Genomic DNA, 25,490 nt, shown 5'->3' with positions numbered 1-25,490 from the left:
CGTGGGTCAAGGACTAGGTCTCGCTGTCCATCCAAATAGTTACGGGACCGTCGTTTAGCAGATGGACTTTCATGTCCGCACCAAATTGCCCCTTGGCCACTGGCATGCCTTGCGCAGCCACTTGATCTGCAAAATATTCATACAGGGCCTCCCCCTCGGCAGGTGGGGCGGCGGTTGAAAATCCCGGGCGATTGCCGCGCGAAGTATCGGCGGCAAGGGTGAACTGGCTGACGATCAGGGCGCTGCCGCCGATATCCTTGACGGATCGGTTCATCCGTCCGTCTTCGTCTTTGAAAATCCGCAACTTGCCGATCTTTGCCGCCAGCTTGTCAGCCTGCGCTTGCGTGTCGCCCTGCATGGCGCAGATCAAGATCAGCAGGCCTTCGCCAATTTCGCCAATCGTTTCGCCGTCCACGTCGACGCGGGCCTGTGTGACCCGTTGCAATATTGCACGCATAGCTCTGCCTCTTACTGATTTGTTGCGATCACATAACCGATGCCAGCGGCAACGAGCAGCCCCACAACAACAGCAAAGGTGATCTTCCATGCGGACCAAGGGCGTTCGCCTTGAACCCGTCCCGTGCGGCCGTTCACGACAAACCGGTAGGTTGTGTTGCGGTATTTGTAGGCCGCCATCCAGACCGGTAGCAAAATGTGCTTGAAGGTCACATCCGAGACGGCTGTATCCAGCCCGTGAATCCGCTGCCTATCGCCACCGATATCGAATTTTACATCGCGACGGATTTGCCGGTCCATAATTGTCCGCGCCTCGTTGAAGCCAGCATCCAGATCGACCTGATACCCTTCGGCCATAAAGCCCGCCAAAAATTCTGGGCTATAGGGCTCCAATTCGGTCAGGTCCCAAGGTTCCAGTGCATCGGTATATTTCTTGGGCAGCGCCTTTGACGCAAGCACAAGCACGTCATCAAAGAAGCGGGCGACCCGACCTGACACCGGCGACCACCGGATCTTTTGAACGCGTTCTTGCTTGGTTTCGCCATCGCGCACCACGGTGCGGGTTTCATAGTAGATGGTGCCGCGTTCGCCCGAATAGCGCGACTTGGTGTCGGCATCATAGGTCCAATAGGGCACATAGACCCCGTTCATTTTGCGCCCCTTGCGCGCGTAGGCTTGAAGCCCGTTTGGCGCGAACCACAAACCGCCAAGCCAGTTGTTCATGGCCTCATGGGCCGTCGCTTCGCTTAGGCTGAAAGGCAGAAGGCCCTTTGGCTTGATGTGGCGGTGGGAGCCGGTATCTGTAACTACGGGAGTTGCGCAAAACGGGCATTCAGCGGCATGGACGTTCGGGTCAAATTCCACTTGAGCGGCACAATTTGGACAGTTCGAAACGCGGGTCTCTTCGATTTCCTGCAAGGGCAACAGGTTGTTCATAGCAGCTTGGAAATCGAGTTCTTTTATCCCGCCTTTCCAAGGTCCGCTTTCGACGACATCAGACGTGTTGCCGCAAAAATCACATATCAACTGCCCGGCTTTGGGATCAAATCGAAAGTCCGCCCCACATTGGTCGCAAGGAAACCGATGCTCTTCTTGAGCGGTCTTTGGCATTTCGGGGGGGGGAGGAATCTCGGACATTTGAACTCTTAAGACGCGATCAAGGGGTTTTCGCACATGCTACGCCCGATACCTTGGAGAAGGGAGTCTTAGGTGTGAATAATTCTGAAATTAGAGAGATTGATCAAAATGGGTTGCACGATTGGGATGCAACCTGTGAAACGGGCCATTTGAAATCCCGAAAACCGAACTGGACGGGCACAGCGGCGGATTGTGTACCCGCCGCTGTGCCCAAAATCGTTATGCTGGTGGTGGTGGCGGCGGCATGATGGTGAACAGCTGCGCCAACTCCTGAACATCCTCTGCTTTCTTCCAGCCATCCTGACCAGCTGTCCAAACATTGGTTTGGCGGGTCATCTCACCTGAACTGGCCATGCGGCCCAGATCTGCTTTGGAAAACGGGCCTGATGTTTGACCGTTAACAGCAAGATGCCAGACGTGCTCAACCGGTGGCGGCGGAGGGGCCATAGGGGCCGCAGCCTGCGGGGCATGACCGGCAGGGGCCATCGCGCCAGCCATTTGACCGGCCATGTTCATGCCCATACCGGCACCAAATCCCATTCCCATTGATTGATCCATCGCACCGCCTTGGCCCATGGCCTCGGCTGCTTTCCATTTCATATGATCGTCAAGGTTGCCTGCGATACCGCGCGATGTGCGGGCGTCCAGCGCTTTTTCAACAGCAGGTGGAAGCGAGATATTTTCAATATACAATTCCGGGAGTTCAAGCCCGTATTGCGCAATTGTCGGGCTGATCGCTTTGGCAATAAGCTTGCCGACTTCGCCGGTGTTCGCAGCCATATCCAAGACGGGAATGCCTGCCTTTGTGATCGCTTGGCTGAATTCCTGAACAATGATGTTGCGGATCTGAAAGCTGATCTCGTCCATGGTGAATTCGCCGTCTGTTCCGACAATCTCGGTCAGGAACAGGGCGGGGTCAGTGACTTTGATGGTATAGGAGCCAAAGGCACGGATACGTGTCGGACCAAATTCGGGGTCGCGCAGCATGATCGGATTTTTCGTGCCCCATTTCAAATCGGTGAAACGGTTGGTGTTTACGAAATAGATCTCTGATTTGAACGGAGAGCTAAAGCCGTGATCCCAGTGCTGCAAAGAGGTCATGATCGGCATGTTGTTGGTTTCCAACATGTACAAGCCGGGTGTGAACACGTCAGCCATCTGGCCTTCGTGTACAAATACAGCCGCCTGACCTTCGCGCACAGTTAGCTTTGCGCCATATTTGATCTCGTGGCCTTCGCGTTCGAACCGCGACACCATCGTGTCGCGCGTATCGTCCACCCAGTGGATGACGTCAATAAATTGGCCGGAAAGAAAATCGAAAATGCCCATGAAACTCGGTCCCTTTTGGGTCGTTGATAGCGCAAAGATAACCATTCAAGGCGGTGGTTTCTACCGTCACTTGTCAAAGTTCTTGGGGGAAAAGGCTGATTAAAGTGCCATCTAAGGCCGTCCATGCCTTAAAACCAGTCCACCTGATCAGGTTTTTGTTTGCCAAAGGGCAAAGGTCCATAAATCAGGGAACCAGCGCGCTGGCGCGTTCAATCACAACCGGGCGGGCTTGGGCGCGGGTCATTCCGGGCTTTAACCGGGGATCGTAGAGGATTTTCAAAAGCATTTCATCGTGTTCGGTCAATAACGCAAATTCATCGTCATCGTTGAAAATCGACGGGCGCGCGCGCGGATCATCATTGCCCAGTCCCAGACCTTGGGCGATTTCTTCATGAATGCAGGATCTGCGCAAAAGATCAGGGTGTTCAGAGCGTACAACTGCAATGGCTTGGCCGTAGTCATAGCCGTTCGGCGTGTCCGAAAAGGCCACAACAAGGCAGTGGATCGACCTTGGAAGGTTGTCAAAAACCTGTAAGGCTGAAGGGTTCACATCGGGAACGATCTGCAAAATACGCGGCGCGATTGTGTCTTTGTCATCTTCGGACATAAACAACACATGAAAATTGGCACCGCTTGTCACCATCTCAATCGGGTGGCCGGTCACGCGAGAAAGCCGCGCTGCGTAGCGTGTCACCCGCCCATGATCTTCGGTGATCTGATCTCTTGGTACACCAGCGCCAAATTCAGTGACCATACGGATCGGTTTGGTCCACTTTTTGACCGCACTGGCCGCACCGGATGAAGGTTTTAAACCAGCGCCGCGCTCATATTCTTCGGCAAGTGCGATTTGCTCAAAATTACGCACCAGCATGGTATCGGTAAAAATCGTGTCGGGGCCACCGCCGTCCGTGCGCAGCAATCCGCGAACCAAAAGGTCATTTTGGACACGTGCGTAATACTCGGTCAATTCGCGGCTGGCAGCCGAGGGTTGCACCGGCGCTCTGACGGCAGGTGTTGCTGTAGGAACCGGAGCCAGTCCGGCGGGACGGGCCGCCGGAGACACAGATGTTTTGCGCGGCGCAAGCGAAGATACGTCACATCCCACCAAGGATGTGACACCAATCAAAGCCGCAAGGGCGGTGAAATACCCGCGCCGACGCAACTGATTTAGCCCGGAACAGCGGTGGCAGCGTTATCGCCCACACCGTCTTTGCGTGCTTTGGCTGAGGCCAACGTGTCGCGTAGTTCGCTTTCCATTTTCTTGAGCTCTTCTTCGGCTTTGGCGCGGCGCGCTTTGCCTTCGTCAGCAATTTTCAGGCTGTCCTGAATAGTGCCGATCAGATCAGCGTTTGCTTGCTTCACAGCCTCGATGTCAAAGACACCGCGCTCCATCTCTTCGCGAATGATCTTGTTGCTATCGCGTAGATTGGCCGCGTTCGAGGTCAGCAATTCATTGGTCAAATCATTGGCAGCGCGTACGGCGACTGCAGCTTCGGCAGAGCGTTGAATGGTCACGGCCTGTGCCAGCTGTGTTTCCCAAAGTGGAACAGTGTTGACGAGTGTCGAGTTGATCTTGGTGACCAAAGATTTGTCATTTTCCTGAACCAAGCGGATCGAAGGCAGACTTTGCATGGTGACCTGTCGAGTCAGTTTAAGGTCATGTACCCGGCGTTCCAGATCATCACGCGCGGCCCGCAGATCGCGCAGCTCTTGGGCGACCATAACCTGATCGTTTTCGGCTGCTGCTTGTACTTCGGCTTCTTTGGCAGGGATGGCATTTTCATCCAGCTCTTTCAGTTTTTCTTCACCGGCAGCGATATACAAAGCCAGCTCGTCGTAAAACTGAAGGGTCTTTTCATACAGCAGATCAAGCGATTTGATGTCTTTGAGCAGTGTATGTTCGTGCTTTAGCAGATCATCGGTAATATCGTCGATCTGGCCCTGAACTGTTTCAAAACGTGCGGTGAACTTTGCAAAAGGTGCGGCGCGGCCCAGCAGTTTCTCCCACCACGTGCGCTCGCGGCGAACATCCAGTTCAGACACCGAAAAGCCACGGATTGCGGTGACCATGTCGCGCAGACCATTGCCGGCGGGCCCAACATCCTTGTTGCGCACATCGGTCAGCATGGCTTGGCTGATTTCTTGCAATTCTGCTTGGGCGGCAGATCCGAACGAGACGATCGAATTGGTGTCACCCATATCGATTTCGTCCATGCGGGTACGAATTTCTTCGCCAACCGCTGGTGCGGCTTCGGCCAAAGGAACGATCGCATTTGCGTCGCCCGGATCGGGCAGAATCACTGCGTTGACTTCATCGACCAAGGCCAGCGCCTCTTCGGCTTGTTTGCGAACATTCTCTGACATGGGATCCCCTATTTAATAAAGCGCCTTTAAAGGCGTACACCTTCGCGCTGCAACCGTTCCCGCAGCACATCAATTTCCACCGATAAATCGGCATTGTTATCCAGAAGGAGTTTTTGGGTCTTCTTGCCAAATGTCTCTTCAAGATCGGTCAAAAGCATCATGAAATCACTGCGCGCCTGAGCATCTTCGTTGCGCGCATAGATATCCGAGAACTTGACCGCAGCATCGCGGGCCCCCATCAAATAGACGCCCAAGAACTTCTTGGCTGCGGTCAGATCACGCGGGTCTTCTTCGACTGTGCGGATCATTTCGCGCACCTTGACCTGAAAGCGTTCAACCCGCGCCTCAACCTGTCGGTCTCCGGCGCGCTTCACGGCATCGCTCATCGCATTCAGATGGGCCTCGGCCTCATCCACGACTTTGGCAACGCGGTCTTGCTGAAAGGTATCAATGCCTTCCATGCCCTTGTCCTTGAGGGGATCAACACCAAACGCCCCAAGGTGCAGAGCACCTGCAGCTCCGCCAAAGATCAAAGGTGCCACCAAACCCGGCTCCGAACTATAGGCCGCAATTGCTGCGCCCAGGCCGCACAAGACCGCCGCAGCGATTTTGCGTGGAAATCCGGGCCTGCGCGCGACCTTGCGTTCATCATAGGCGGCTTCGGCATTCAAACCTTCGCGCAATAGCCATGCGCCAAGGATCAAAACACCGGCACCCACCAGACCAATAGCCATACCAACTGCGCCATCCGTGATGGACGTAGCTGCCAAGACAACGGGCGGCACAAACAAGACGTTCGACCGCGCACCAGCGGGTTTCACCTTTGCTTTGTGGTATGCTCCCTTGGGCTTGGGGCCAGATTGGCCGCCATCGGGGCTGTGCTGGCCACCAAATCGCTGGGCCATATCAAAGCCCTCCAAGCCATCCGGTCGACAGACCGAAGAGCAAAACAATCAACAAAATATAACTAAGCTTTTGCAAGCCATTTCCGGACATAGACCCCCCTGGTTTTGTCTGGTTATCGCATTGCAACTTAGGTGCAAAGCAGGGCCTTTGCTAGGGGGAACTGGGGCTTGGCAGCATCAGACCCGAGACTTGGGCGTCAGGCTGCCGATTCTCGCGGCATTCGATCCAAAAGCAGGTCTGCCTCAAAGTCGAAGGAGTCGCGGCCACTTCGTTCGCTGCCCGCGCGGGCATGGCTTTCGAAACTTTGTCTCAGGGTATCAATTTTGAGCACATAGCGTTTGCGCGCATAAAGGTAATTGTCGCCATCCCATTCCGCCGCGAGCCTGTCCACTTCGCTGCGCATGATTTCAGTGAATTTGTCGACCAGTTTGCTGATGCGCCTGACATCTTGTGGCTGGGTTCCAAACGTCCGCATCAAGCGAAGGACAATACTGCGTGCGGCTTCGGCCTGCCGCGTCAAATCCGCGTCTTCTAACAGTGAAACGCGATCGGTGATTTGGCACAAAGTGTCTTCGGCATTGTCCCATGCGTGTTCAGCTGCCAGCTTATTGATCAGCGCAGGGTCGTCGACGCCCTTGGCTTTGCGCGGGTCCATTCCAAAGGCTGCAATGCTTAGCCCCATAGCGGCAAAGCCCAGGGCAACAGGCAGGGCCAACGACACAAAGTGATGCCCAGCCAAAATCACGACGACGATCCCGATTAAAACCGACCCCATCAATTTGCGAGGCAATCTGGGCGGTGTGGCCACTTGTGCCAAGTTATAACTGCGGTGAATTTCCTGACCACGAGAGATCAGCCTTAGTGCGATTGAAAACATGCCGATTTGCAAAAGCGCTGTGGCAATCCCAAGCAAAGACCCTTGGAAGAGCCACAAGACCAGTGGGAAAGCCGCCAGAAACATGACGTTCAAGCCTGAATCAAAACTTGGATCCCGGACTTGGTTTTGGTGATGTCTCGCACTTCGCATCGCACTCTCCGTTAGAAACAGCTCAACGCAAAGATCAGCAACCACAATGCGCCAAATGCCAGACTTGGCACCAGCTGGCCTTCGGCCTGAGCGCGTTGGGTAAAATTGGCGAGGACATCGTAGGTGTCTCGGGCCACCACCCGCAGGTTGCCCAAAATCAGGAACATCGTGGCAACAAGAGTCGCAAGAGCTAAGAGCGTTATAATCATGCGTTTAGATTTGCCGCCGAATCCGGGCGAAATCAGGGCAGAACGCGGGTAACTTCTGGATACGTTAACGGCACCTTAACGGGTGCGGCGTGGTCCGGGCCCCTTTGTCGGGCGATTTCCGGGTTTCTTTCCCGAATTTCTTTCAGGGCCATTGTCCGGCCCGCGGCCTGCAGATGATGCCGGACGTTTGCTGTCAAATTTACCGGTTTGCGGCTTTCCCGACGGGGATCTGCCCGCAGGTCCGGGCTTGCCGCCGGGGCGGGTGCGTTTGACGGCACGTTTTGCTGTCCCTGTCGGTGCTTCAGACGCAAGACCCAACTGGTCGCGAACGATTTTACGGCGCACTTCTTCCACTTCGCCCTGTTTCAGCTGGCCTAATTGGAACGGGCCATAGGAAATGCGGATAAGCCGGTTCACAAAGAGACCCACGTCATTCAGCGCGCGGCGAATTTCACGGTTTTTTCCTTCGCGCAGGCCGATGGTCAGCCATGCGTTTGCGCCCTGCTGGCGGTCAATTGTGACCTCCATCGGTTGAAAACGCTGCCCGTCCACCACAATCCCCTTGCGCAAGGGTTCAAGAACCTCATCCGTAGGGCGACCGTTAAGCCGGACACGATAGCGGCGCAGCCAGCCGGTCGAGGGCAGTTCAAGCTTGCGCTTGACGTCACCGTCATTGGTCAACAGCAGCAAGCCTTCGGAATTGAGGTCAAGCCGACCAACTGTCATGACGCGTGGCAGCGTATCCGGCAGAGCATCAAAAACCGTCTCGCGGCCTTGTTCATCCTTGTTGGTTGTCACCAGACCGGTGGGCTTGTGATACAGCCACAGCTTCGGTTCTTCTGGGGCGTCCAACAGGTTTCCATCCACACTGATACTATCGGCTTCGGTCACGTTGAGCGCGGCGCGGGTAATCACCTCACCATTGACCTCGACACGGCCGTCTTCGATCATCTTTTCAGCGTCGCGGCGGCTGGCAATGCCTGCGCGGGCAATGACCTTGGCGATACGATCGCCTTTGGGCGCGGAAGTTGATGTGGGCTCAGGTGTGTTGGATTTTGTCATGCTGCGCGTCTAGCCCATTTGCGACGCAGACGCTATAGGGCGCTATGACCTTTCGTAGCCATATGGATATTGCCCTGCGCGAAGCGCAAAATGCCGCCGAACGTGGCGAGGTTCCTGTCGGTGCGGTGATCGTATCCCCAAATGGTTCTGTAATTGCGCAGGCCGGAAACCGGACGCGTGAATTGAGTGATCCCACCGCACATGCCGAAGTTTTGGCAATCCGCGCCGCCTGCGCTGCGCTAGGAGTCGAACGACTGCCAGAGCATGATCTATATGTAACGCTTGAGCCTTGTCCGATGTGCGCGGGTGCGATTTCCTTCGCCCGCATAGGGCGGCTGTATTACGGCGCGGCCGATCCTAAATCCGGCGGTGTTGAGCAGGGGGCACGGGTGTTTTCCCATCCACAGTGCCACCATGCGCCTGAATTATTTGATGGAATTTCGGCGGATGCGGCAACCACCTTGCTGCGGGATTTCTTTGCGGAGCGTCGATCATGACCACGATCTTGTTCAACAAACCCTTTGGTGTGTTGTCCCAATTCACAGACAAAGGCACCGAAGGTAGCCCGCGCGAAACCCTGTCCAACTACATCGATCTCGCTGGGGTCTATCCGGCGGGACGCTTGGATCGCGATAGCGAAGGCTTGATGGTTCTCACGGATGATGGCCGCCTTCAGGCCAAAATCGCCCACCCCAAATTCAAGAAGCCCAAGACCTATCTGGTTCAGGTTGAAGGCACGCCCAGCCAAACTCAGCTTGATGCCTTACGCGAAGGAATAGAGCTGAAAGACGGGATGACCCGACCCGCGCAGGCAGAAGAAATCGCGCCCCCTGATCTTTGGTCTCGGACGCCTCCGGTGCGGTTTCGCAAAACGGTGCCTGATTCTTGGGTCAAACTGGTGATCACCGAGGGACGAAACCGTCAGGTGCGCCGCATGACAGCCCATGTCGGGTTGCCCTGTTTGCGGTTGGTGCGCTGGTCGGTAGGTGAATGGGATGTCAGTGGTTTGACGTCCGGCGAATGGCGTCAGATTTAGCGGTTAAACCCATTTTGCCATGGGCGGCAGGCTCATCAAAACAGCATTTGCATCGTGACCGGTGGCCAAACCGAATTTGGTGCCGCGATCATAGACCAGATTGTATTCCGCATAGAGACCGCGATGTATCAATTGCGCGTCTTTCTCAGGCTCGCCAAAGGGCAGGCTGCGGCGCTTTTCGATCAGCGGGACATATGCTGGCAAAAAGGCACGGCCAATATCTTGGGTCAAAGCAAAGTCCGCTTCCCAGTCGCCGGTATTTCGGTCGTCCATAAATATACCGCCAACGCCGCGCGCCCGGTTGCGGTGCGGTATATAGAAATATTCGTCCGCCCATTTTTTCAGTTCGGGATACAGCTCGGTTCCGTGCGGGTCGAGATGGGCCTGCTGCGCGCCGTGAAAATGGACGGTGTCTTCGTCGTATTCAAGGCAGGGGTTAAGGTCGGAGCCGCCGCCAAACCACCATGCATTGGGCGTCCAGAACATGCGCGTATTCATATGAACCGCCGGGCAATGCGGATTTTGCATATGCGCCACAAGGCTAATACCGCTGGCCCAGAATTGCGGGTTCTCCGCGATTCCCGGAACGCCGCGTGCTGCCATGGCCTTTTGCGCCGCCGCCCCCAAAGTGCCATGCACCGCCGAGATATTAACCCCGACTTTTTCGAACACCCGGCCGCCGCGCATCACGCTCATCAAACCGCCGCCGGCGTCTGAACCATCATCGGATGTGCGTGTCGTTGGTGTGACTTCAAAGCGTCCCGCTGACTGGTCTGAAAAGGGGCCTTCGCAATGACTGTCTTCCAGCGCCTCAAAGCTTGCGACGATTTCATCACGCAATTGGTGAAACCATGCGCTGGCGCGGGATTTTTCAGCGGTAAATGTCTCGGTCATTGTTGGTCCTTAAGGCGGAAGTCTGGTGGTGTAAGGCTTAGTGCACGGGGGCCGCTACAGGGTCCAGCAAGGTGCGCCCCCCGTCGACGGTCATGATTTGACCGGTCACAAAGCTTGCGCCTTCGCTGGCCAGAAATTGCACGGCGTCGGTCAGTTCTTCGGGGGCAGCGATGCGGCCCAAAGGTGTGTGTTGTTCGATATCCGTACGGTATTCTTTGTTGTCCCGCAAAATGTCTTTGAGGCTGGCGGACATAACCGACCCGAATGCCACCGAATTGACCCGAATTCGGTTTGGGGCCAAAGCCACGGCAAGTGATCGGGTCATTTGGTCCAGTGCGGCACAAGACAACGAATAACCCAGCAATTCAGGATGCGTCCGCCGTGCCGCAATCGAGGACAAGTTGACGATTGATCCTGCGTGCCCTTCGCTTTGGTCTTTGGATTGTTTGATCATGCGTTTGGCGACAAGCTGGCTGAGGCGCAGGGATGTCATCAGGTTTTGCGTCAGCATCTGTTCCACGGACCCGTCATTCAGATCGAGCGGCGATGACGGTATGATTTGCCGCGATCCGTTCACCAGAATGTCGACCCGATCAAAGGCGTCCAGTGTTGCAGACAGCAGATTGGCCAAAGTCAGTCTTTCGCGCAAATCGCCGGCGAAATACCGCATGTTTCCGTCGTCGCAATCGGCACCGCATTCCTTGATCAGGCTGTCTTCGTCCATGTCGGCAAACATGACATTCGCGCCCTTGTTGATGAAATGCCGGGCGATGGCCAAACCAACCCCGTTGGCAGAGCCGGTGACAATGGCTGTTTTGCCTTCGATGGAGAAACCCATGAGAGAATCCTATACCTGTGCGGGGGAGACGGTAGCCGAAGTCATCGCTTTGGGCGAGAGGGGCGTGCGGCGTGTAATACTTTGAACTTTGATGTGCCCGCGATTTCGGACACGTCGCGGAATTTTTCTTCTAACGTTGCCTCATAGGGCAGATGGCGGTTTGCCACCATCCACAGCTGGCCATGCGGCTCCAGCAAACGGGCGGCCGTGGTGATAAAGTTTTGACCCAAGCTGGGTTCGCCTTTGCGTCCGGTGTGGAACGGCGGGTTCATGACGATGCCATCCAGCGTCACAGGGGGCTTCCATGTCAGGGCATCGTGCCAATGGAAACTGGCGCGATCATCCGCGACATTGGCTCGGGCACAGTTGAGAGCAGAGAGTTCGGCCTCAACCAAGTGCAATTGTGTAACGCCGGGCCGTTTCAGGATTTCGCGCGACAGCCATCCCCAGCCCGCGCCCAAATCGGCAAAGCGCCCCTTAAGCGTGGTTGGCAGGGCCTCGGCCAAAAGGCGCGAAGCAGGGTCCGCAGCATCCGCAGAAAACACTCCGGGGGCGGTGAAGTCACCCTCGGCATTTTTTGACATTTCGGGAAGTGCCCAGTCGGCCAACGCATCCGAGCTTTGAAACCAAAGGCATTTGCCATGCGCCTTGGAGACGTGACCCAGCAGTTGAACGCGCGGCTTCAAGGCTTTGAGGATGGGTTCAATGCCGTGGTTTTTGTCCCCATTCACGATAATCAGACCGTCTGGCACAGCCTTGATCGCGCGTGCAATCATATCTTGTGACAATGCCCGTGCGCGCGGCAGGGTAACAATGGCGGCGACGTAGGGGCCGTCGGGAGCGGTTCGGGCACAGGCCCGCTTTTCCCAGACGGTGAATTCCGGGTGCAAGGTTTGGATGACGTCAACCGACTTGGGATCAAGATCGCCCAGTCCATCGGCGGCAAGGGCACCAAACAGGGCAATTTTTCCCTCTGGCAGAGAAAGGCCGCCCGTGGCGACCGCGTGGCTGATGCGTTCCATGCTCATGTTCAGGCGACCCGCGCGGGTCTATTCCTTTTCCATGGTGCATTGCAGCGGGTGCTGGTTCTGACGGGCAAAATCCATCACTTGACCAACCTTGGTCTCTGCAATCTCATGGGAAAAGACACCAACAACGGCCAAACCTTTTTTGTGCACTGTCAGCATAACCTCAAAAGATTGCGCATGGGTCATGCCGAAAAACCGTTCCAAGACATGCACAACAAATTCCATCGGCGTGTAATCGTCATTGAGCAGCATCACCTTGTATAGAGGTGGTCGTTTGGTCTTGGGACGGGTTTTGGTCGCAACCCCGGCGTCGCCATCGCCATCTTCAGGGGAACCCTGGTCTGACATTGCCAATGGCGTAGAAAAAGAGCGACCGGTTTCTAGGCCAATTGTCTTTGGTGTCAGAGCATCTGTCATAATCAAGCGTACTTTGCCTTTATACCTTCAGACAGGTTATATAACCTGTCTGGCCGCGACGAAAAGGGGGCGGGTGATTGCTGAGGGGGGAAAGGTGAAGAAATTACGCACAATTGGCTTCGATGCGGATGATACGCTTTGGCACAACGAACGATTTTTCCACCTGACACAAAAACGATTCGCTGAACTTTTGGCTGATTTCGCCGAAGCCGAGCATCTGGATGCCCGGTTGTTGGCGGCAGAGCGGCGCAATATCGGCCACTATGGATTCGGGGTCAAAGGCTTCACCCTGTCGATGATTGAAACCGCGATTGAGGTCACTGAGGGTAAAGTTCCAAGCGAGGTGATTTCCGAGCTGCTGAGCGCTGGGCGCGAAATGTTGAACCACCCCTTGGAACTGTTGCCCCATGCCCGCGAAGCCGTCGAAGCCGTGGTCGAGAGCCATTCACTGGTTTTGATCACCAAGGGCGACTTGCTTCATCAGGAACGGAAGTTGGCGCAATCAGGTCTTGGGGATCTGTTTGACGGGGTCGAAATTGTGTCCGAAAAAGTGCCGGCAACTTATGCGCGGATATTTGGGGCTCTGCCCGGAGGGACGGGCGCGGCGATGATGGTTGGCAATTCGATGAAGTCCGACATTTGCCCTGCCGTCGAAGTTGGCAGCTGGGGAGTTTATGTGCCGCATGCCCTGGGCTGGGATCTGGAACATGCTTTGCCGCCTCAAAATGCGCGGTTCAAACCGCTTGACGATTTGTCTGAATTGGCGGCTTTGGTCGAGGAAATCGGATAGTCCGAAACCGGTCACAATTTTGCCTTAATTTGCCACAATCCCGCCTTATTGGCCTGTCTAGGGGTCTGCTGTGCGCAATACGCTATATGTTGAATCGTCCGTTAACAGAAAGTTACTATAAATCAACAGATTGCAGGGTTTTCGGAACATGATTTCCATGCTATGGTTAAGGCAATAAGAAAATAAGCTCACCGAAAAATCGGGGGCACCGAGGCAGAATAAAGGCAGAGATCGTGACGGGACGTCGCAGGCAAACAGGCCGATTGGGCTTGTATATATTCACGTTGATTTGGTTGGCTCTATTCGTGCCGCTCAGTGCTTTGGCAGCCCCTTATGCTGCCTTGGTTATGGATGCGCGTTCGGGCAAAGTGATGCACTCCGAAAACGCTGACACGCGTTTACATCCGGCCTCTTTGACCAAAATGATGACACTCTATATCGCTTTCGAGGCGGTGCAGAACGGCGAAATCAGCATGGATACCTTGGTCAAGATTTCGTCCCATGCTGCGTCTGAGCCCCCCTCAAAGCTGGGCCTGCGCACCGGTCAAAAAATCAAACTGCGTTATCTGGTCCGTGCTGCCGCCGTGAAATCGGCAAATGACGCCGCAACGGCCATTGGCGAAGCAATCGAAGGGTCGGAGGCCGCCTTTGCCCGCCGGATGAACCGCACGGCCAAATCGCTTGGCATGACCCGGACATCCTTTCGGAATGCACATGGTTTGACCGAAAATGGTCATTTGTCGACGGCGCGCGATATGTCGATCCTTGGTCGCCACGTGATCTATGACTATCCGATGTACTATAACCTGTTTTCACGCAAAACGGTCGATGCAGGTGTCCGTCAGGTGTCCCATACCAATCGCCGTTTGCTAAGCGCATACCGCGGCGCGGACGGGATCAAGACCGGATACACACGCGCAGCCGGTTTTAACCTTGTTGCTTCGGCCGAACGTGGTCGTGAACGGGTTATTGCCACGGTGTTTGGCGGACGATCCACAGCGACGCGAAATGCTAAAGTTGCTGAATTGTTGGATCTCGGGTTCAAACGTGCTCCAACAACTGTCGTATTCCGGGCCCCTCGTATGCCAGCCTACAAAGGGTCCATGCGCCGCGTAAATGTAGCGTCTTTGAATTCGAACGAACCGGCGGCTCAAACGGGTGCGCGGGCGAAGTCCGTGCGTGTTGCATCCGCAGCTGTACGCCGAAGCCTGCGTCCCCAAGCGCGCGCGGTCAAAGATCCGGGAACAGCCTTGATCGTGGCGGATATGCAAGACGATATCGAAAGCGTCCTGAAATCAGTTCAAAGTGTCGCGGCAGTTGCGCCCACCGCATCGGATATTGCCCCATCCGTATCGATCAAACCCACATTGCGGCCCGCAGGTGTGACTTTGGCAGCAGCGGCGGCCCCGCGCGAGGTGCCAACACCTGCGCGCAAGGCAGAAGTTGTGACCCGTTTGTCAACATCCGGCGGCCGTCATTGGGGGGTCAACGTCGGCCGCTACCCCAGCCGCTTTGCCGCTGAAAAGGTATTGCTTAAAACGGCCTTGGCTGAAACCGCCACGCTGGATGGGTCCTTGCGCAAAGTCGTAAAGGGAAAAAGCGGCTTTGACGCCAACTTTATGGGCCTATCCCGGGATACTGCTGAAATGGCGTGCAAGCGTCTACAAGCACGGCAAGTCACCTGCTTTATGATCGGGCCAAGTTGATCTAACGGGATCAGCGTCCGGTCACCATCAGCCGGTCAATCAGCGACAAGATAAACTCGACCCGACCTTGATCCGGAACCAGTTCAACAACCAGTTTGCGGGCTTCTTCTGCTTGATGGACATTTTTCTGTTCGAGATTAGAGAAGACGCCGATCATATCGTTGGATGGGCATTGGCCTTCTCGGTAGTCCCAAGAGGCGGCTTGCGTTGAAGCGCGGGGGTGTAACCCACAGCGCTGGTTCGGTGACGCATCTTGCCAAAACAGCGTTGCCATGTCGGCAAGGGCCGAGCTGTCATTTGAAAAGTAGTTATGCGCCAGCATGTCATCGCCCATCGATGTCATGTCGATACTGTCGATACCCTGAGACGCCAAAAGCAACGCGCCCCCAAGTCCCGCACGGGGGGTATCCCCATGCAGTTTGCGAGACGATGCCAACGCCCAATCGGTAGATGAGGCATACAGCGTCAAACGCCGCGCCAACGGGCGAAACACATTGGCCATCGTGGCGAAAAGTTCCGTATCCACGTCTGGGGCAGCAAACATCACCTGACCGAAAACAGGTGCATCTTGCGGGGTTGCATTGCGGCGCAATGCCATGATTTCCAAGGCATCTGTCAAAGCCCGACTGCCCATGGAATGCGCAAGAATATGGATCGTCTCTGCGCCGGATCTGGCCACTAGATCTTCGAGGAAGACGGCCAATCGCCGCCCCGACAGCCGCACGACAGCCGCATCTGAGAAATAGGCAGAGGTTTTGTTTCTCGACGGCCAAGAAAACATCACCGGTACGGCAGAGTTACCCATGTCAAAAGTGATCTGCGCCGCGCGCTGGGCGGCATATTCAAAACTGTGGTTGAAGCCGTGAATGTAGACGAACAAATCGCGCGACGGGGCTTGCGTGAATTCGCCCTGCAACTTGCCGAAGAACGAGTCAGGATCAACTGGCTTAACCGAATGCAGCAAAATATGTTTTGACGGCGATGGGCTGAAATCCAAGCGCCAAACCGACGGGCGCTCCACCATGCCCGGAACATGCGTTTCCGGAATTGTCACACTGGCAATGCCCAGCTCCAGATGTGAATTGCGGTCGCTGCCATAGAACTCCGTCGGCTTTTTTGATCCACTACGGGCCCGATCGGTGGCGTAGTAGACATCCACAACACGAAAGCCGTCTTGTGACTTCGGAATTTGCGTCTCTAGTGCAGGGGCTGTGATGCTTTCGAGCGCGGCGCGGGCCATGTCCGCGGCTGTGGGATCTTGGTCGCGCTCTGCCAGTCTAGCCAGCGATTGGTACAACCGTTCCAAAGCTTCGCCGTCGCGTCCCGTTTCAGTTTCGGCAGCAATGGCAGCTTCGGTCGCGCGGCGCGCGTGGCCAAGTGCGCGGTCTTGCTCATAGAGACGCGCGGCCCGTTCAAAGGCTGGAACCGGGTCAAGTTGCAGCGTCTTGCGCGAAAAGGCGCGGGTGCGGGCAACGGCCAGCCACGCATCGCCTGCCGCCATGGTTTGGCCAATGTCTTCAAGCAATTCGGCGCGCAGTTGCAGCAAATCAACCAATATCCGCAAATTGGGCGGCGTGCCCAAAACTTGGGGGCTGCGCAGCGCGACATCAGTGGCACTAAGGGCCTCAAAGGGATCGGACTGAGCCAGCTGGTCAATCGCAACCACCCGAGAAATATCTTGCGCAAGCGCCGTTTGCGGCGAAACCGGCAGCAAAACCATCGATGTGAGAGCAAAAAATAAGCGGCGCAGAGACATGCGGAACCCGATCTATATCTATCTAGACTAAGATTTTCGCAGTTTGAGGCGGCATAAACAAGGGCAGGGATGCCTTACCTTGCCCGCGCGCATGCTGTAAAACCACTGGGGGCATGTAAAGCCGAGAGATGGTAGACGGTTCAAAGTGGCTGCCTTTGGGGGGGCGTTTATTTCCTTGCAGTCCAAACACGGGTTTGTGTCATCCTGCCTTCGCGTAGCGCCCTATTTGGAGCCAACTTGCGGGCTCGGCGGATGGCCAGATCTACATGGGTGTCACGAACGCTGACCAGCATGCAAAAATCACAACCTTACTTTATTGGGGGGGCAAAATTGCAGGAGCGGGCGCTATGGAAAGCCGCTCAATTCTTGTCTAGGTTAGGGGCACCCGCCAAAGGAGCCTGTAAGATGCCGGACGAAATCCTAGCCAACCCGACCGATGCGTTACTGGATGCGGCGCTGGTGCATGTGCCCTTTGATGGCTGGAACGAAGAGACATTTCGCGCAGCGGTGCAAGATTGCGGTATCGATCCCGTGGTGGCACGAGGGCTTTGCCCACGCGGCGCGCTGGACCTTGCTGTGTTGTACCACCAGCGCGGCGATGATGCGATGGTGGCGCGGATGAAAGAAGCTGGTTTCGCGCATATGCGCATTCGCGACAAAGTCAGCTTTGCGGTGCGTGCGCGCATCGAAGCCGTCGAGGATCGTGAGTTGGTGCAGCGCGGCACTACTCTGTTTGCCTTACCGCAAAATGCGGCCGACGGGGCCAAGCTGATCTGGGGCACGGCGGATCGGATCTGGACCGCTATGGGCGATTCGTCACGTGATCTGAACTGGTATTCCAAGCGCGCCACACTTTCTGCGGTCTATTCGTCAGTGGTTTTGTATTGGTTGGGCGATCAATCCGAGGGGCATAGTGCCACATGGGAGTTCCTTGATCGGCGTATCGAGAACGTCATGCAGTTCGAAAAAACCAAAGCTGCTCTGCGAAAGTCGCCGGTTATCGGCGGTGTGATGAACGGGCTGGGCAAGCTGTTTGAGCAAGTCAAAGCGCCAGACGGCGGGACCGGTGATGTGCCGGGCGGCAAACCCCTATAAGATTTGCGGCCTACTTGCGCCGCGCAGCACGGGTGATACCAACAAGGGGAGCCGAAAAGGAGCCTTTTGATGACAACACCCATGCGCGCAATCGAAATCACCGAACATGGTGGCCCTGAGGTTTTAAAGACCTGTGAACGCCCAATGCCAAAAGCCGGTCCGGGGCAGGTTGTTTTAAAAGTTGCTTATGCGGGCGTGAACCGTCCCGATGCTCTACAGCGGGCGGGTATGTATAACCCACCGGCTGGCGCTTCGGATTTGCCGGGGCTTGAGGCATCTGGTGAAGTTGTGGCTGTTGGATCTGGCGTGGATTGGCCCGCGGTTGGCGATCAGGTCTGTGCGCTGCTGCCGGGCGGGGGATATGCCGAATATGTGGCCACACCGGCGGCGCATTGCTTGCCAATTCCCACTGGAATGGATTTGAAACAGGCGGCTTGCTTGCCTGAGACGTTTTTCACCGTATTTTCCAATGTCTTCCAACGGGGCGGTTTGCAGGCGGGCGAGCGATTCTTGGTGCATGGCGGGTCTAGCGGCATCGGGACAACAGCGATCCAACTGGCTGCGCAGTTCGGCGCGCGCGTTTTTGTGACCGCTGGATCGGACGAAAAATGTCAGGCGTGTTTGGCGCTGGGGGCCGAAAAGGCGATCAACTACCGCGACGAAGACTTTGTGGAGGTTATCCGTGCCGAAGGCGGCGCAAATCTGATCCTCGACATGGTCGGCGGCCCCTATTTGCCCCGGAATGTCAAAGCTTTGGCTGATGACGGGCGTTTGGTTCAAATCGCGTTTTTGCAAGGTCCAAAGGTTGAACTGAACTTTGCGCAGGTAATGATGCGGCGTCTGACAATCACCGGCAGCACCCTGCGCCCGCAAAGTGATTTAGCCAAGGCACGCATCGCTGAAGCGCTACGCACGCAGGTCTGGCCCTTGCTGGACGCAAGCAAAGTGGCCCCTGTGATGGATTCCGAATTCGCCTTCGAAGATGCATCCAAAGCGCATGCCCGGATGGAAAGTTCAGGCCATATCGGCAAGATCGTTCTGAAAGTCGCCTAAAGCAAACGGGCCCTTGCATCTCAAGCAGGGGCCCGCTGTTACATTGTGCGCTACCGCGCGCTGTTTTCTATGAAAGCCAACCGGCGCCGCGATTCATCTATTGCGGCGATGAACGTCAGGCTTTCCAGTCAAAGAAATTTGGACCTGCTTTGGCCATCAAATCTTTGGCAAGGGTGCGGCCCAATTCGGGGCCATCAACGGCGGGGCCACTGATTTCACCCGCATAGAACTTGCTGCCATCCGGACGCAGGATTTCACCGCGAAGCCTCATAGTATCGCCCGTCAATTCGGCAAGGGCTGCAATCGGTGTTTCGCACGAACCGTCCAGTTCGGCCAAAAAGGCGCGTTCAGCGGCAAGGCGGACACCGGTTGTGGTGTCATGGATTTTGGCCAGCATCATTTCCATGCGCGCATCATCAAGGCGGCGTTCGATGCCAATGGCCCCTTGGGCAACAGCTGGCAGCATGTCATCGGCGTCGATGGCGGTGCGCGGCACTTCTGTCATATTCATCCGGTTCAAACCTGCCGTGGCAAGGAACGTGGCGACGGCAACGCCTTCGTTCAGTTTTTTCAGGCGGGTTTGTACGTTGCCGCGGAATTCCACGACGTTCAGATCAGGGCGGCGCGCCAAAAGCTGAGCGCGGCGGCGCAAAGAAGACGTGCCGACAACCGACCCCTCGGGCAGGTCATGCAGGGTTGCATGTGCCGGACAAATAAATGCATCGCGGGTGTCTTCGCGCGGCAAATAGGTCTCGAGGATCAGCCCTTCGGGTTGCCGTGTCGGCATGTCCTTCATGGAATGCACGGCGATATCGATGTCGCCATTCAGCATGGCGTCTTCGATTTCTTTGGTGAACAGGCCCTTGTTGCCAATTTCCTTGAGCGGGCGATCCGCATCAATCAGGCTGCGATCGTCACCGGTGGTTTTGATCACCACGATTTCAAAAGCGTCTTCGGCCAATTCGAAAGCCGCCGCCAAGCGCGCGCGGGTTTCATGGGCTTGGGCCAGCGCCAGCGGAGAGCCGCGGGTGCCAATTTTCAACGGGGCGTCTGCTGAGGGCATCTGTGTCATGGCCCAAGCTTTAGCGCTGCAATCGCGGGGTGACAATGGGCAGCGCTTGACATCCTGTCTCAGGTGCCGGACCACAGGCACAAAGAGGAAGGGTGCCCCATGACCAAAACCATTTTGCGTGCGCTTGCCGGAGAGACACTGCCCACACCGCCGATCTGGATGATGCGGCAGGCCGGACGCTATCTGCCGGAATACAAAGCGACCCGCGCACAGGCCGGTGATTTCTTGTCATTATGCTACAATCCGGAACTGGCAGCCGAGGTCACTTTGCAGCCGATCCGGCGCTATGGGTTTGATGCAGCGATCTTGTTCGCCGATATTTTGCTGCTGCCGCAAGCGCTGGGCATGGACCTGTGGTTTGTGACCGGTGAAGGTCCGCGCTTGTCGACAATTCAATCTGACGCCGATTTTGACAAACTGGGTCGCGGCGAGATGATCCACGACACGCTGAACCCGATTTACGAGACTGTCCGGCTTTTGCGTAAACAATTGCCAGAAGAGACGACTTTGATCGGATTTGCAGGCGCACCTTGGACTGTGGCGACCTACATGATCGCAGGTCAGGGCACCAAAGATCAGGGGCCAGCGCATGCACTGAAGGCAGAAAATCGCGAGCTGTTCGAGAAGGTCATCGATCGTTTGACCGAATCCACAATCGATTATTTGACCGAGCAGGTCAAAGCAGGGGCCGAAGTTGTCAAGTTTTTCGACAGCTGGGCCGGGTCTTTGCAAGGCGATGATTTTGACCGCTATGCCAAAGAACCCGCGCGGATCATAACGGGTGAGCTGAAGTCACGCTTCCCCGATCTGCCTGTCATCGCCTTCCCGCGCCAAGCGGGTGACAAATACATCGGGTTTCACAAAGCAACCGGTGCTGATTGTGTGGCGCTGGACGACAGTGTGACAGCAGAATGGGGGGCCGAACATGTGCAGCCCGGCGGCTGTGTTCAGGGCAATCTGGCCAGTAGCCACATGGTGACAGGTGGTCAAACACTGGTGGATGAAACCAAACGGATCGTCAAAGCCTTCTCAAAAGGCCCGCATATTTTCAATCTGGGTCATGGCATTACGCCGGATGCAGATCCCGAGAACGTGCAATTGATGATCGACGCGGTGCGCGGCAAGGTCTAACCGAACCTGCTGGTTCCTTAACGCCGTCCCCAGCGCCCACGACGACCGGGCAGGGGGCGGCTTTTCAGCTGCTCGCGGATGAAAACGAACAATCCGGCTGCGATGATCAACCCACAGCCCATCCACATGGCCAAATCGGGCCATTCGCCAAACACCAGCCACCCCCAGAAAATCGCCAGTGGCAGCCCGACATATTCAAACGGAGCAATGGTCGCGGCATTGGCCGACCGGTAGGCGGCGCTTAGGCAATAGCCGATCCCACCGGAACACAGCCCTAGCCCCAGAAAAACCGGAATGTCTTCGGCATCCGGCCAGCGCCATGCCCGCAGCAAAAAATTGATGCTCTCATCCTCAACCCCTTCCGCATATCGCCCGTCGCCGGCCACTAAAAAGAAGCCAGTCGAAACGATTAAGAAGGTGGTTTGAATATAGACAGCAAGGGCGGATGCCGGTGTAGAGACCCCCAATTTGCGGGTGAGCACCTGTGTGAAAGCATACAAAAAGGCAGCAATGACCGGCAAAAACAACACGCCGCGCGATACCGTGATTTCGCTGCTCCAAGGTTGTTGAACGATCACTACGCCGACTAGGCCAACCACCACCGCACCCAGCCGCATAGGGCCAACCGGTTCCCCAAGAAAAGGAATGGCCAGCAAGGTGATAAACAAGGGCGCTACAAAAAACAGTGCTGTTGCTTGTCCCAAGGGCATGACCGCCACCGCGGCATAAAACGTCATATTTGCGAATACAATCAATGTGCCGCGCAGGGCATGGATGCCCGGCGTTGATGTGCGCAAGACCTTCAGGCCACCTTCAAAGTACAAAAACACAAAGGAAAACATCAATCCGACAAAGGAGCGAAACCAAATGGTTTGGTGCAGAGGATAGCCGTCCGACAGCATTTTAACCAAAAGATCATTCACAGAGATCGCCACAACACCAATCAAGATGAATACGATCCCCATTCCGGGGCGGTTGAGTTTTTCGGAGTTCATAGGCAAGCCGTAGAGGTGTGTATTGCCTTGGTCCAGCCCAGAAACGACACAATACGTCGTTCGCGGAATGCATGGGTGCTGTGCATGATTGTTGAATTGCCATTATTCGTGCGGCGGATAGGTTGCGACTGCGCGAAAAGGGGGACCGACAATGGCGATGGTTAGCATCCGCAACCTGCGGAAAGTATATGAAGGTGGATTCGAAGCGCTCAAAGATGTGTCTCTCGACATTGAAGCGGGTGAGATCCTTGCGTTGCTTGGTCCCAATGGGGCAGGCAAGACAACGTTGATCTCAGCGGTCTGCGGCATCACATTGCCCACAGAGGGCTCGATCGAAGTGGGCGGTCATGATGTGATCGAAGACTACCGTGCGGCGCGCAATTTGATCGGGCTGGTGCCGCAAGAAATCAATCTGGAACCTTTTGAGAAGGTGATCAACACAGTGCGGTTTTCGCGCGGTTTGTTCGGCAAGCCGCGCAACGATGCCTTTATTGAACAAGTGCTGCGCAAACTGTCGCTGTGGGACAAGCGCAATGCGCGCGTTATGGAGCTGTCGGGCGGGATGAAGCGCCGCGTGTTGATTGCCAAAGCCCTGAGCCATGAGCCACGGGTGTTGTTTCTGGACGAACCGACTGCGGGCGTTGACGTCGAACTGCGCCGCGACATGTGGGAAACCGTAGCAGAACTGAAACGTGATGGCGTCACCATCATCTTGACGACCCACTATATCGAAGAAGCCGAGGCGATTGCCGACCGTGTTGGTGTCATAAACAGTGGGCGGATTTTGTTGGTCGAGGAAAAAGCCGCCCTCATGGCGCGGATGGGTCAAAAAGAATTGCGGGTGGATCTGGTTGATCCATTGACCGAGGTCCCCGCATCTTTGGCCCAATACAATCTGGAACTGACCAACGATGGCCAAGGCCTTGTTTACACATTTGACGCCAAAGCAGACCGGACGGGGATTGGCAGGTTGATGGCGGCGCTGCCGGATGCGGGCCTCAAGGTGTGCGACGTGAATACCTCTCAAAGCTCTCTGGAAGACATTTTTGTCGGCCTTGTAAATGCCCAAGAACAACAGGAGGGCGCAGCATGAATTGGCAAGCCGTCGTTTCGATCTACCGCTATGAAATGGCGCGGTTCTTCCGCACCTTGGCGCAAAGCTTTATCTCCCCTGTCATTTCGACGTCGTTGTACTTTGTGGTCTTTGGAACAGCCATTGGATCGCGGATCGATCAGGTCGAAGGGGTCAGCTATGGGGCTTTTATTGTACCGGGCTTGATTATGCTGTCGGTGATGACGCAGGCGCTGTCGAACGCGTCTTTTGGCATCTATTTCCCCAAATTCATCGGCACTATCTTTGAATTGCTGTCGGCCCCGGTCAGTTTCTTGGAAATTGTGCTGGGCTATGTTGGGGCTGCGGCCACCAAAGCGCTGTTTATCGGCGTAGTCATCCTTGCGACCTCTGCCTTGTTTGTTGATCTGGTGATTATGCATCCGTTGGCGATGCTGCTGTTTTTGGTGCTGACCTGCGTTAGCTTTGCCTTGTTTGGATTTATCATCGGCATTTGGGCGAAAAACTTTGAGCAGCTACAGCTGATTCCGCTGCTGGTGGTTACCCCCTTGGTCTTTCTTGGCGGCGCGTTCTACTCGATCTCGATGCTGCCACCCGCTTGGCAAATTATCACCAAGTTTAATCCGGTGGTCTATCTGATCTCGGGGTTTCGCTGGTCTTTCTTTGGCGTGGCGGATGTGCCGATTGCAACCAGTCTGTTTGCGATTGGCGGGTTTACAGCGCTGTGTTTGGCAGTGATCTGGTGGATCTTCAAAACCGGCTGGCGCATCCGTCAGTAACCCGAAAGAAACAGGAACGAGATGGCCTTGGCCGTCCCGTTCCTGCCCTGCAAGCTGCGCTGATTGCCAAACCCACGCGGCCCATCCCGTGTTAGTAGGTGTCTTGACTAGATCGGAGCGGTTTCGCGGCGCCCACCCAGGGCCATGTCCATCGCCATTCCGCCGATCCACATGCAAAACAGTGCCAGCCACGCGGTTCCGGCAAAGATTGATCCGCCGCTAACCCCCGCGCCAATGGCGCAGCCGCCCGCCAGCATTCCCCCAAATCCCATCAAGACCGCCCCGATCATTGCGCGGCGCATTGGGCCAGCACCTTCAAAAGCTTGGAATTGGAACTCTTTGGCCAGAACGGCAGATAGGAACGAGCCGACGACAACGCCGGGAACCAGCCCGATGTCGAATTCCAGCACCGATGTCCGATCCAAAAAGAACATAAGTGTGTTGGCCGAAGGGCCGGTAAAGGTCAGGCTTTCGATTTGGACGGGTTCAAAGGCGACTTGCGCCAAGGAGAAGGTCAGCCAATAGCCAACTGCGGCCGCGAACCCGACACCTGATGCAAAAACCAGTCGGGAAAAGCCGATGCGATTGCGTCGCGACAGTTCTAGCGCCAGCAATGCGATCAACAAGCCGATAATCAGGCCCGCCTCTTGCGGCAAATGAACGGCTGCCAGCAAATCCATGTTGCGCCCGCCTGATGTGATCCAGAGCGAGGCAATATAGTTGCGCAAAGGGGCCAGCCATCCCGTCAGGCTCATCTGGGCGACAACTGCGAAAATCAGACCCGACACAATGGACCGCATATTACCCGTTGCCGCTAAAACCAGCAATCGTCCCGAACAGCCGCGTGCCAAAACCATACCGGCACCAAAGATCAAACCGCCCACAACTGCTCCGGACCAGCTGCCCGGAACGGCCATCATTCGGGCTTCGGTTGTATCGATCAGGCCGATCCATTGGGCACCTTGGACCCAGACAACCGCTGTCGAAAAGGTTAGCAACCAAACGGCGACTTTGTCTTCCATGCGGCCGCGCGCAAATTCAACGGTTGCGGCCCGCAGGCAAAATCTGGATCGCTGGGCTGCAACCCCAAAAAGGATTCCGGTGATGAGGCCAAACAAGGCCGCTGTCGGGTTTTCACCGATCCGTTCCACCAAAGGGACAAGGTCCATGCGCAATCCTTTCCTGATTTGGGCAAAATCACCGAAGAGAGCCGGGGCCGCCTTGATTTATGTCATACGCATGCACGAATCATTATTCGTTTTTTGTGAATGTGTGCAGTGTCGGGGAACACCCTGCATAAAAGCACCAAGAGCGGACTCGCCAAAACAGGTTTGGGGG

General features: G+C 55.9%; 27 protein-coding genes. 10 read left to right on the top strand and 17 right to left on the bottom strand.

All coding sequences use genetic code 11. From position 1 onward, the window contains the following. Window positions 1-13: 13 nt before the first annotated feature. Both dtd and C8N36_RS15170 read right to left on the bottom strand, forming a co-directional pair. Window positions 14-457, bottom strand: coding sequence for a D-aminoacyl-tRNA deacylase (gene dtd / locus C8N36_RS15175; RefSeq protein ID WP_097805533.1), 444 nt, complete (start codon window positions 455-457; stop codon window positions 14-16). An 11-nt stretch (window positions 458-468) separates the two neighbouring features. Beyond that, complete coding sequence (locus C8N36_RS15170) at window positions 469-1,593, bottom strand: TFIIB-type zinc finger domain-containing protein (RefSeq protein WP_097805532.1); 1,125 nt, start codon at window positions 1,591-1,593, stop codon at window positions 469-471. A gap of 74 nt (window positions 1,594-1,667) precedes the next feature. Here C8N36_RS15170 and C8N36_RS24190 point away from each other — a divergent pair, with 74 nt between their 5' ends. Then, the gene (locus C8N36_RS24190) at window positions 1,668-1,841 is read left to right on the top strand and encodes a hypothetical protein (protein ID WP_170125884.1); all 174 of its coding nucleotides are present in this window, start codon (window positions 1,668-1,670) and stop codon (window positions 1,839-1,841) included. On the opposite strand, the gene C8N36_RS15165 is transcribed toward C8N36_RS24190, so the two are convergent. The 7 genes from C8N36_RS15165 to C8N36_RS15135 all read right to left on the bottom strand — a co-directional run bounded on the left by C8N36_RS15165 (window position 1,813) and on the right by C8N36_RS15135 (window position 8,490). Beyond that, window positions 1,813-2,922: an SPFH domain-containing protein gene (locus C8N36_RS15165; RefSeq protein WP_097805531.1), complete on the bottom strand. Its 1,110-nt coding sequence runs from the start codon at window positions 2,920-2,922 to the stop codon at window positions 1,813-1,815. The two genes, C8N36_RS24190 and C8N36_RS15165, sit on opposite strands and share 29 nt — an antisense overlap. 184 nt (window positions 2,923-3,106) lie before the next feature. Continuing rightward, complete coding sequence (locus C8N36_RS15160) at window positions 3,107-4,084, bottom strand: DUF2927 domain-containing protein (RefSeq protein ID WP_097805530.1); 978 nt, start codon at window positions 4,082-4,084, stop codon at window positions 3,107-3,109. Window positions 4,085-4,089: 5 nt separating this feature from the next. Continuing rightward, window positions 4,090-5,286 carry a toxic anion resistance protein gene (locus tag C8N36_RS15155; protein WP_097805529.1) on the bottom strand — a complete coding sequence of 399 codons (1,197 nt, stop codon included), beginning with the start codon at window positions 5,284-5,286 and terminating at the stop codon, window positions 4,090-4,092. Between the two features lie 26 nt (window positions 5,287-5,312). Continuing rightward, window positions 5,313-6,191, bottom strand: coding sequence for a 5-bromo-4-chloroindolyl phosphate hydrolysis family protein (locus C8N36_RS15150; RefSeq protein WP_097805528.1), 879 nt, complete (start codon window positions 6,189-6,191; stop codon window positions 5,313-5,315). 197 nt (window positions 6,192-6,388) lie between these two features. Beyond that, a complete protein-coding gene (locus C8N36_RS15145; protein WP_097805527.1) occupies window positions 6,389-7,153 on the bottom strand; it encodes a hypothetical protein in 765 nt (254 codons plus the stop codon). Window positions 7,154-7,230: 77 nt separating this feature from the next. Further along, window positions 7,231-7,428: a hypothetical protein gene (locus C8N36_RS15140; protein WP_097805526.1), complete on the bottom strand. Its 198-nt coding sequence runs from the start codon at window positions 7,426-7,428 to the stop codon at window positions 7,231-7,233. A gap of 75 nt (window positions 7,429-7,503) precedes the next feature. Then, entirely contained in the window at window positions 7,504-8,490 is a 987-nt protein-coding gene (locus C8N36_RS15135; RefSeq protein ID WP_097805525.1) for a pseudouridine synthase, read from the bottom strand. Window positions 8,491-8,534: 44 nt separating this feature from the next. Here C8N36_RS15135 and C8N36_RS15130 point away from each other — a divergent pair, with 44 nt between their 5' ends. Continuing rightward, on the top strand, window positions 8,535-8,987 hold the full coding sequence (locus tag C8N36_RS15130; RefSeq protein WP_097805524.1) for a nucleoside deaminase: 453 nt from the start codon (window positions 8,535-8,537) through the stop codon (window positions 8,985-8,987). After that, window positions 8,984-9,526, top strand: coding sequence for a pseudouridine synthase (locus tag C8N36_RS15125; RefSeq protein WP_097805523.1), 543 nt, complete (start codon window positions 8,984-8,986; stop codon window positions 9,524-9,526). The genes C8N36_RS15130 and C8N36_RS15125 overlap by 4 nt, the downstream gene beginning before the upstream one ends. Before the next feature lie 3 nt (window positions 9,527-9,529). Here C8N36_RS15125 and hemF read toward each other — a convergent pair whose 3' ends face one another. The 4 genes from hemF to clpS are packed head-to-tail and all read right to left on the bottom strand — an operon-like array spanning window position 9,530 to window position 12,634. Further along, window positions 9,530-10,420: an oxygen-dependent coproporphyrinogen oxidase gene (gene hemF / locus C8N36_RS15120; RefSeq protein ID WP_097805522.1), complete on the bottom strand. Its 891-nt coding sequence runs from the start codon at window positions 10,418-10,420 to the stop codon at window positions 9,530-9,532. A 37-nt stretch (window positions 10,421-10,457) separates the two neighbouring features. Then, on the bottom strand, window positions 10,458-11,258 hold the full coding sequence (locus C8N36_RS15115) for an SDR family NAD(P)-dependent oxidoreductase (RefSeq protein WP_097805521.1): 801 nt from the start codon (window positions 11,256-11,258) through the stop codon (window positions 10,458-10,460). A gap of 41 nt (window positions 11,259-11,299) precedes the next feature. Further along, a complete protein-coding gene (locus C8N36_RS15110) occupies window positions 11,300-12,286 on the bottom strand; it encodes a class I SAM-dependent methyltransferase (RefSeq protein ID WP_097805520.1) in 987 nt (328 codons plus the stop codon). A gap of 21 nt (window positions 12,287-12,307) precedes the next feature. Then, window positions 12,308-12,634, bottom strand: coding sequence for an ATP-dependent Clp protease adapter ClpS (gene clpS / locus C8N36_RS15105; RefSeq protein ID WP_176527106.1), 327 nt, complete (start codon window positions 12,632-12,634; stop codon window positions 12,308-12,310). 163 nt (window positions 12,635-12,797) lie between these two features. Between clpS and C8N36_RS15100 the strand changes: the two genes are divergently transcribed. Beyond that, entirely contained in the window at window positions 12,798-13,493 is a 696-nt protein-coding gene (locus C8N36_RS15100) for an HAD family hydrolase (protein WP_097805518.1), read from the top strand. Window positions 13,494-13,840: 347 nt separating this feature from the next. Next, window positions 13,841-15,199 carry a D-alanyl-D-alanine carboxypeptidase family protein gene (locus tag C8N36_RS15095; RefSeq protein ID WP_097805565.1) on the top strand — a complete coding sequence of 453 codons (1,359 nt, stop codon included), beginning with the start codon at window positions 13,841-13,843 and terminating at the stop codon, window positions 15,197-15,199. 10 nt (window positions 15,200-15,209) lie between these two features. On the opposite strand, the gene C8N36_RS15090 is transcribed toward C8N36_RS15095, so the two are convergent. Next, complete coding sequence (locus C8N36_RS15090) at window positions 15,210-16,955, bottom strand: alpha/beta hydrolase (RefSeq protein WP_097805517.1); 1,746 nt, start codon at window positions 16,953-16,955, stop codon at window positions 15,210-15,212. A 405-nt stretch (window positions 16,956-17,360) separates the two neighbouring features. Here C8N36_RS15090 and C8N36_RS15085 point away from each other — a divergent pair, with 405 nt between their 5' ends. After that, window positions 17,361-18,050, top strand: a complete 690-nt coding sequence (locus C8N36_RS15085) for a COQ9 family protein (RefSeq protein WP_097805516.1) — start codon at window positions 17,361-17,363, stop codon at window positions 18,048-18,050. A 69-nt stretch (window positions 18,051-18,119) separates the two neighbouring features. Beyond that, window positions 18,120-19,103, top strand: a complete 984-nt coding sequence (locus C8N36_RS15080) for an NAD(P)H-quinone oxidoreductase (protein ID WP_097805515.1) — start codon at window positions 18,120-18,122, stop codon at window positions 19,101-19,103. A gap of 115 nt (window positions 19,104-19,218) precedes the next feature. On the opposite strand, the gene hemC is transcribed toward C8N36_RS15080, so the two are convergent. After that, on the bottom strand, window positions 19,219-20,175 hold the full coding sequence (hemC, locus tag C8N36_RS15075) for a hydroxymethylbilane synthase (RefSeq protein WP_097805514.1): 957 nt from the start codon (window positions 20,173-20,175) through the stop codon (window positions 19,219-19,221). 99 nt (window positions 20,176-20,274) lie between these two features. On the opposite strand from hemC, the gene hemE reads away from it, so the two are divergent. Next, window positions 20,275-21,306, top strand: a complete 1,032-nt coding sequence (gene hemE, locus C8N36_RS15070; RefSeq protein WP_097805513.1) for a uroporphyrinogen decarboxylase — start codon at window positions 20,275-20,277, stop codon at window positions 21,304-21,306. A gap of 17 nt (window positions 21,307-21,323) precedes the next feature. On the opposite strand, the gene C8N36_RS15065 is transcribed toward hemE, so the two are convergent. Continuing rightward, window positions 21,324-22,301, bottom strand: coding sequence for a DMT family transporter (locus tag C8N36_RS15065; RefSeq protein WP_097805512.1), 978 nt, complete (start codon window positions 22,299-22,301; stop codon window positions 21,324-21,326). Between the two features lie 151 nt (window positions 22,302-22,452). Here C8N36_RS15065 and C8N36_RS15060 point away from each other — a divergent pair, with 151 nt between their 5' ends. Together C8N36_RS15060 and C8N36_RS15055 are read left to right on the top strand one after the other, a co-directional pair. Beyond that, window positions 22,453-23,394: an ABC transporter ATP-binding protein gene (locus C8N36_RS15060; protein WP_097805511.1), complete on the top strand. Its 942-nt coding sequence runs from the start codon at window positions 22,453-22,455 to the stop codon at window positions 23,392-23,394. Beyond that, window positions 23,391-24,152, top strand: a complete 762-nt coding sequence (locus C8N36_RS15055; protein WP_097805510.1) for an ABC transporter permease — start codon at window positions 23,391-23,393, stop codon at window positions 24,150-24,152. The genes C8N36_RS15060 and C8N36_RS15055 overlap by 4 nt, the downstream gene beginning before the upstream one ends. Window positions 24,153-24,259: 107 nt before the next feature. Here C8N36_RS15055 and C8N36_RS15050 read toward each other — a convergent pair whose 3' ends face one another. After that, window positions 24,260-25,321: a YeeE/YedE family protein gene (locus C8N36_RS15050; protein ID WP_097805509.1), complete on the bottom strand. Its 1,062-nt coding sequence runs from the start codon at window positions 25,319-25,321 to the stop codon at window positions 24,260-24,262. Window positions 25,322-25,490: the final 169 nt, after the last annotated feature.

It is taken from the genome of Pelagimonas varians (genome assembly GCF_003208435.1).
Lineage (GTDB): Bacteria > Pseudomonadota > Alphaproteobacteria > Rhodobacterales > Rhodobacteraceae > Pelagimonas > Pelagimonas varians.
The sequence above is the reverse complement of the archived record's forward strand: the minus strand, read 5'-3'. Positions and strand labels throughout refer to the sequence as shown.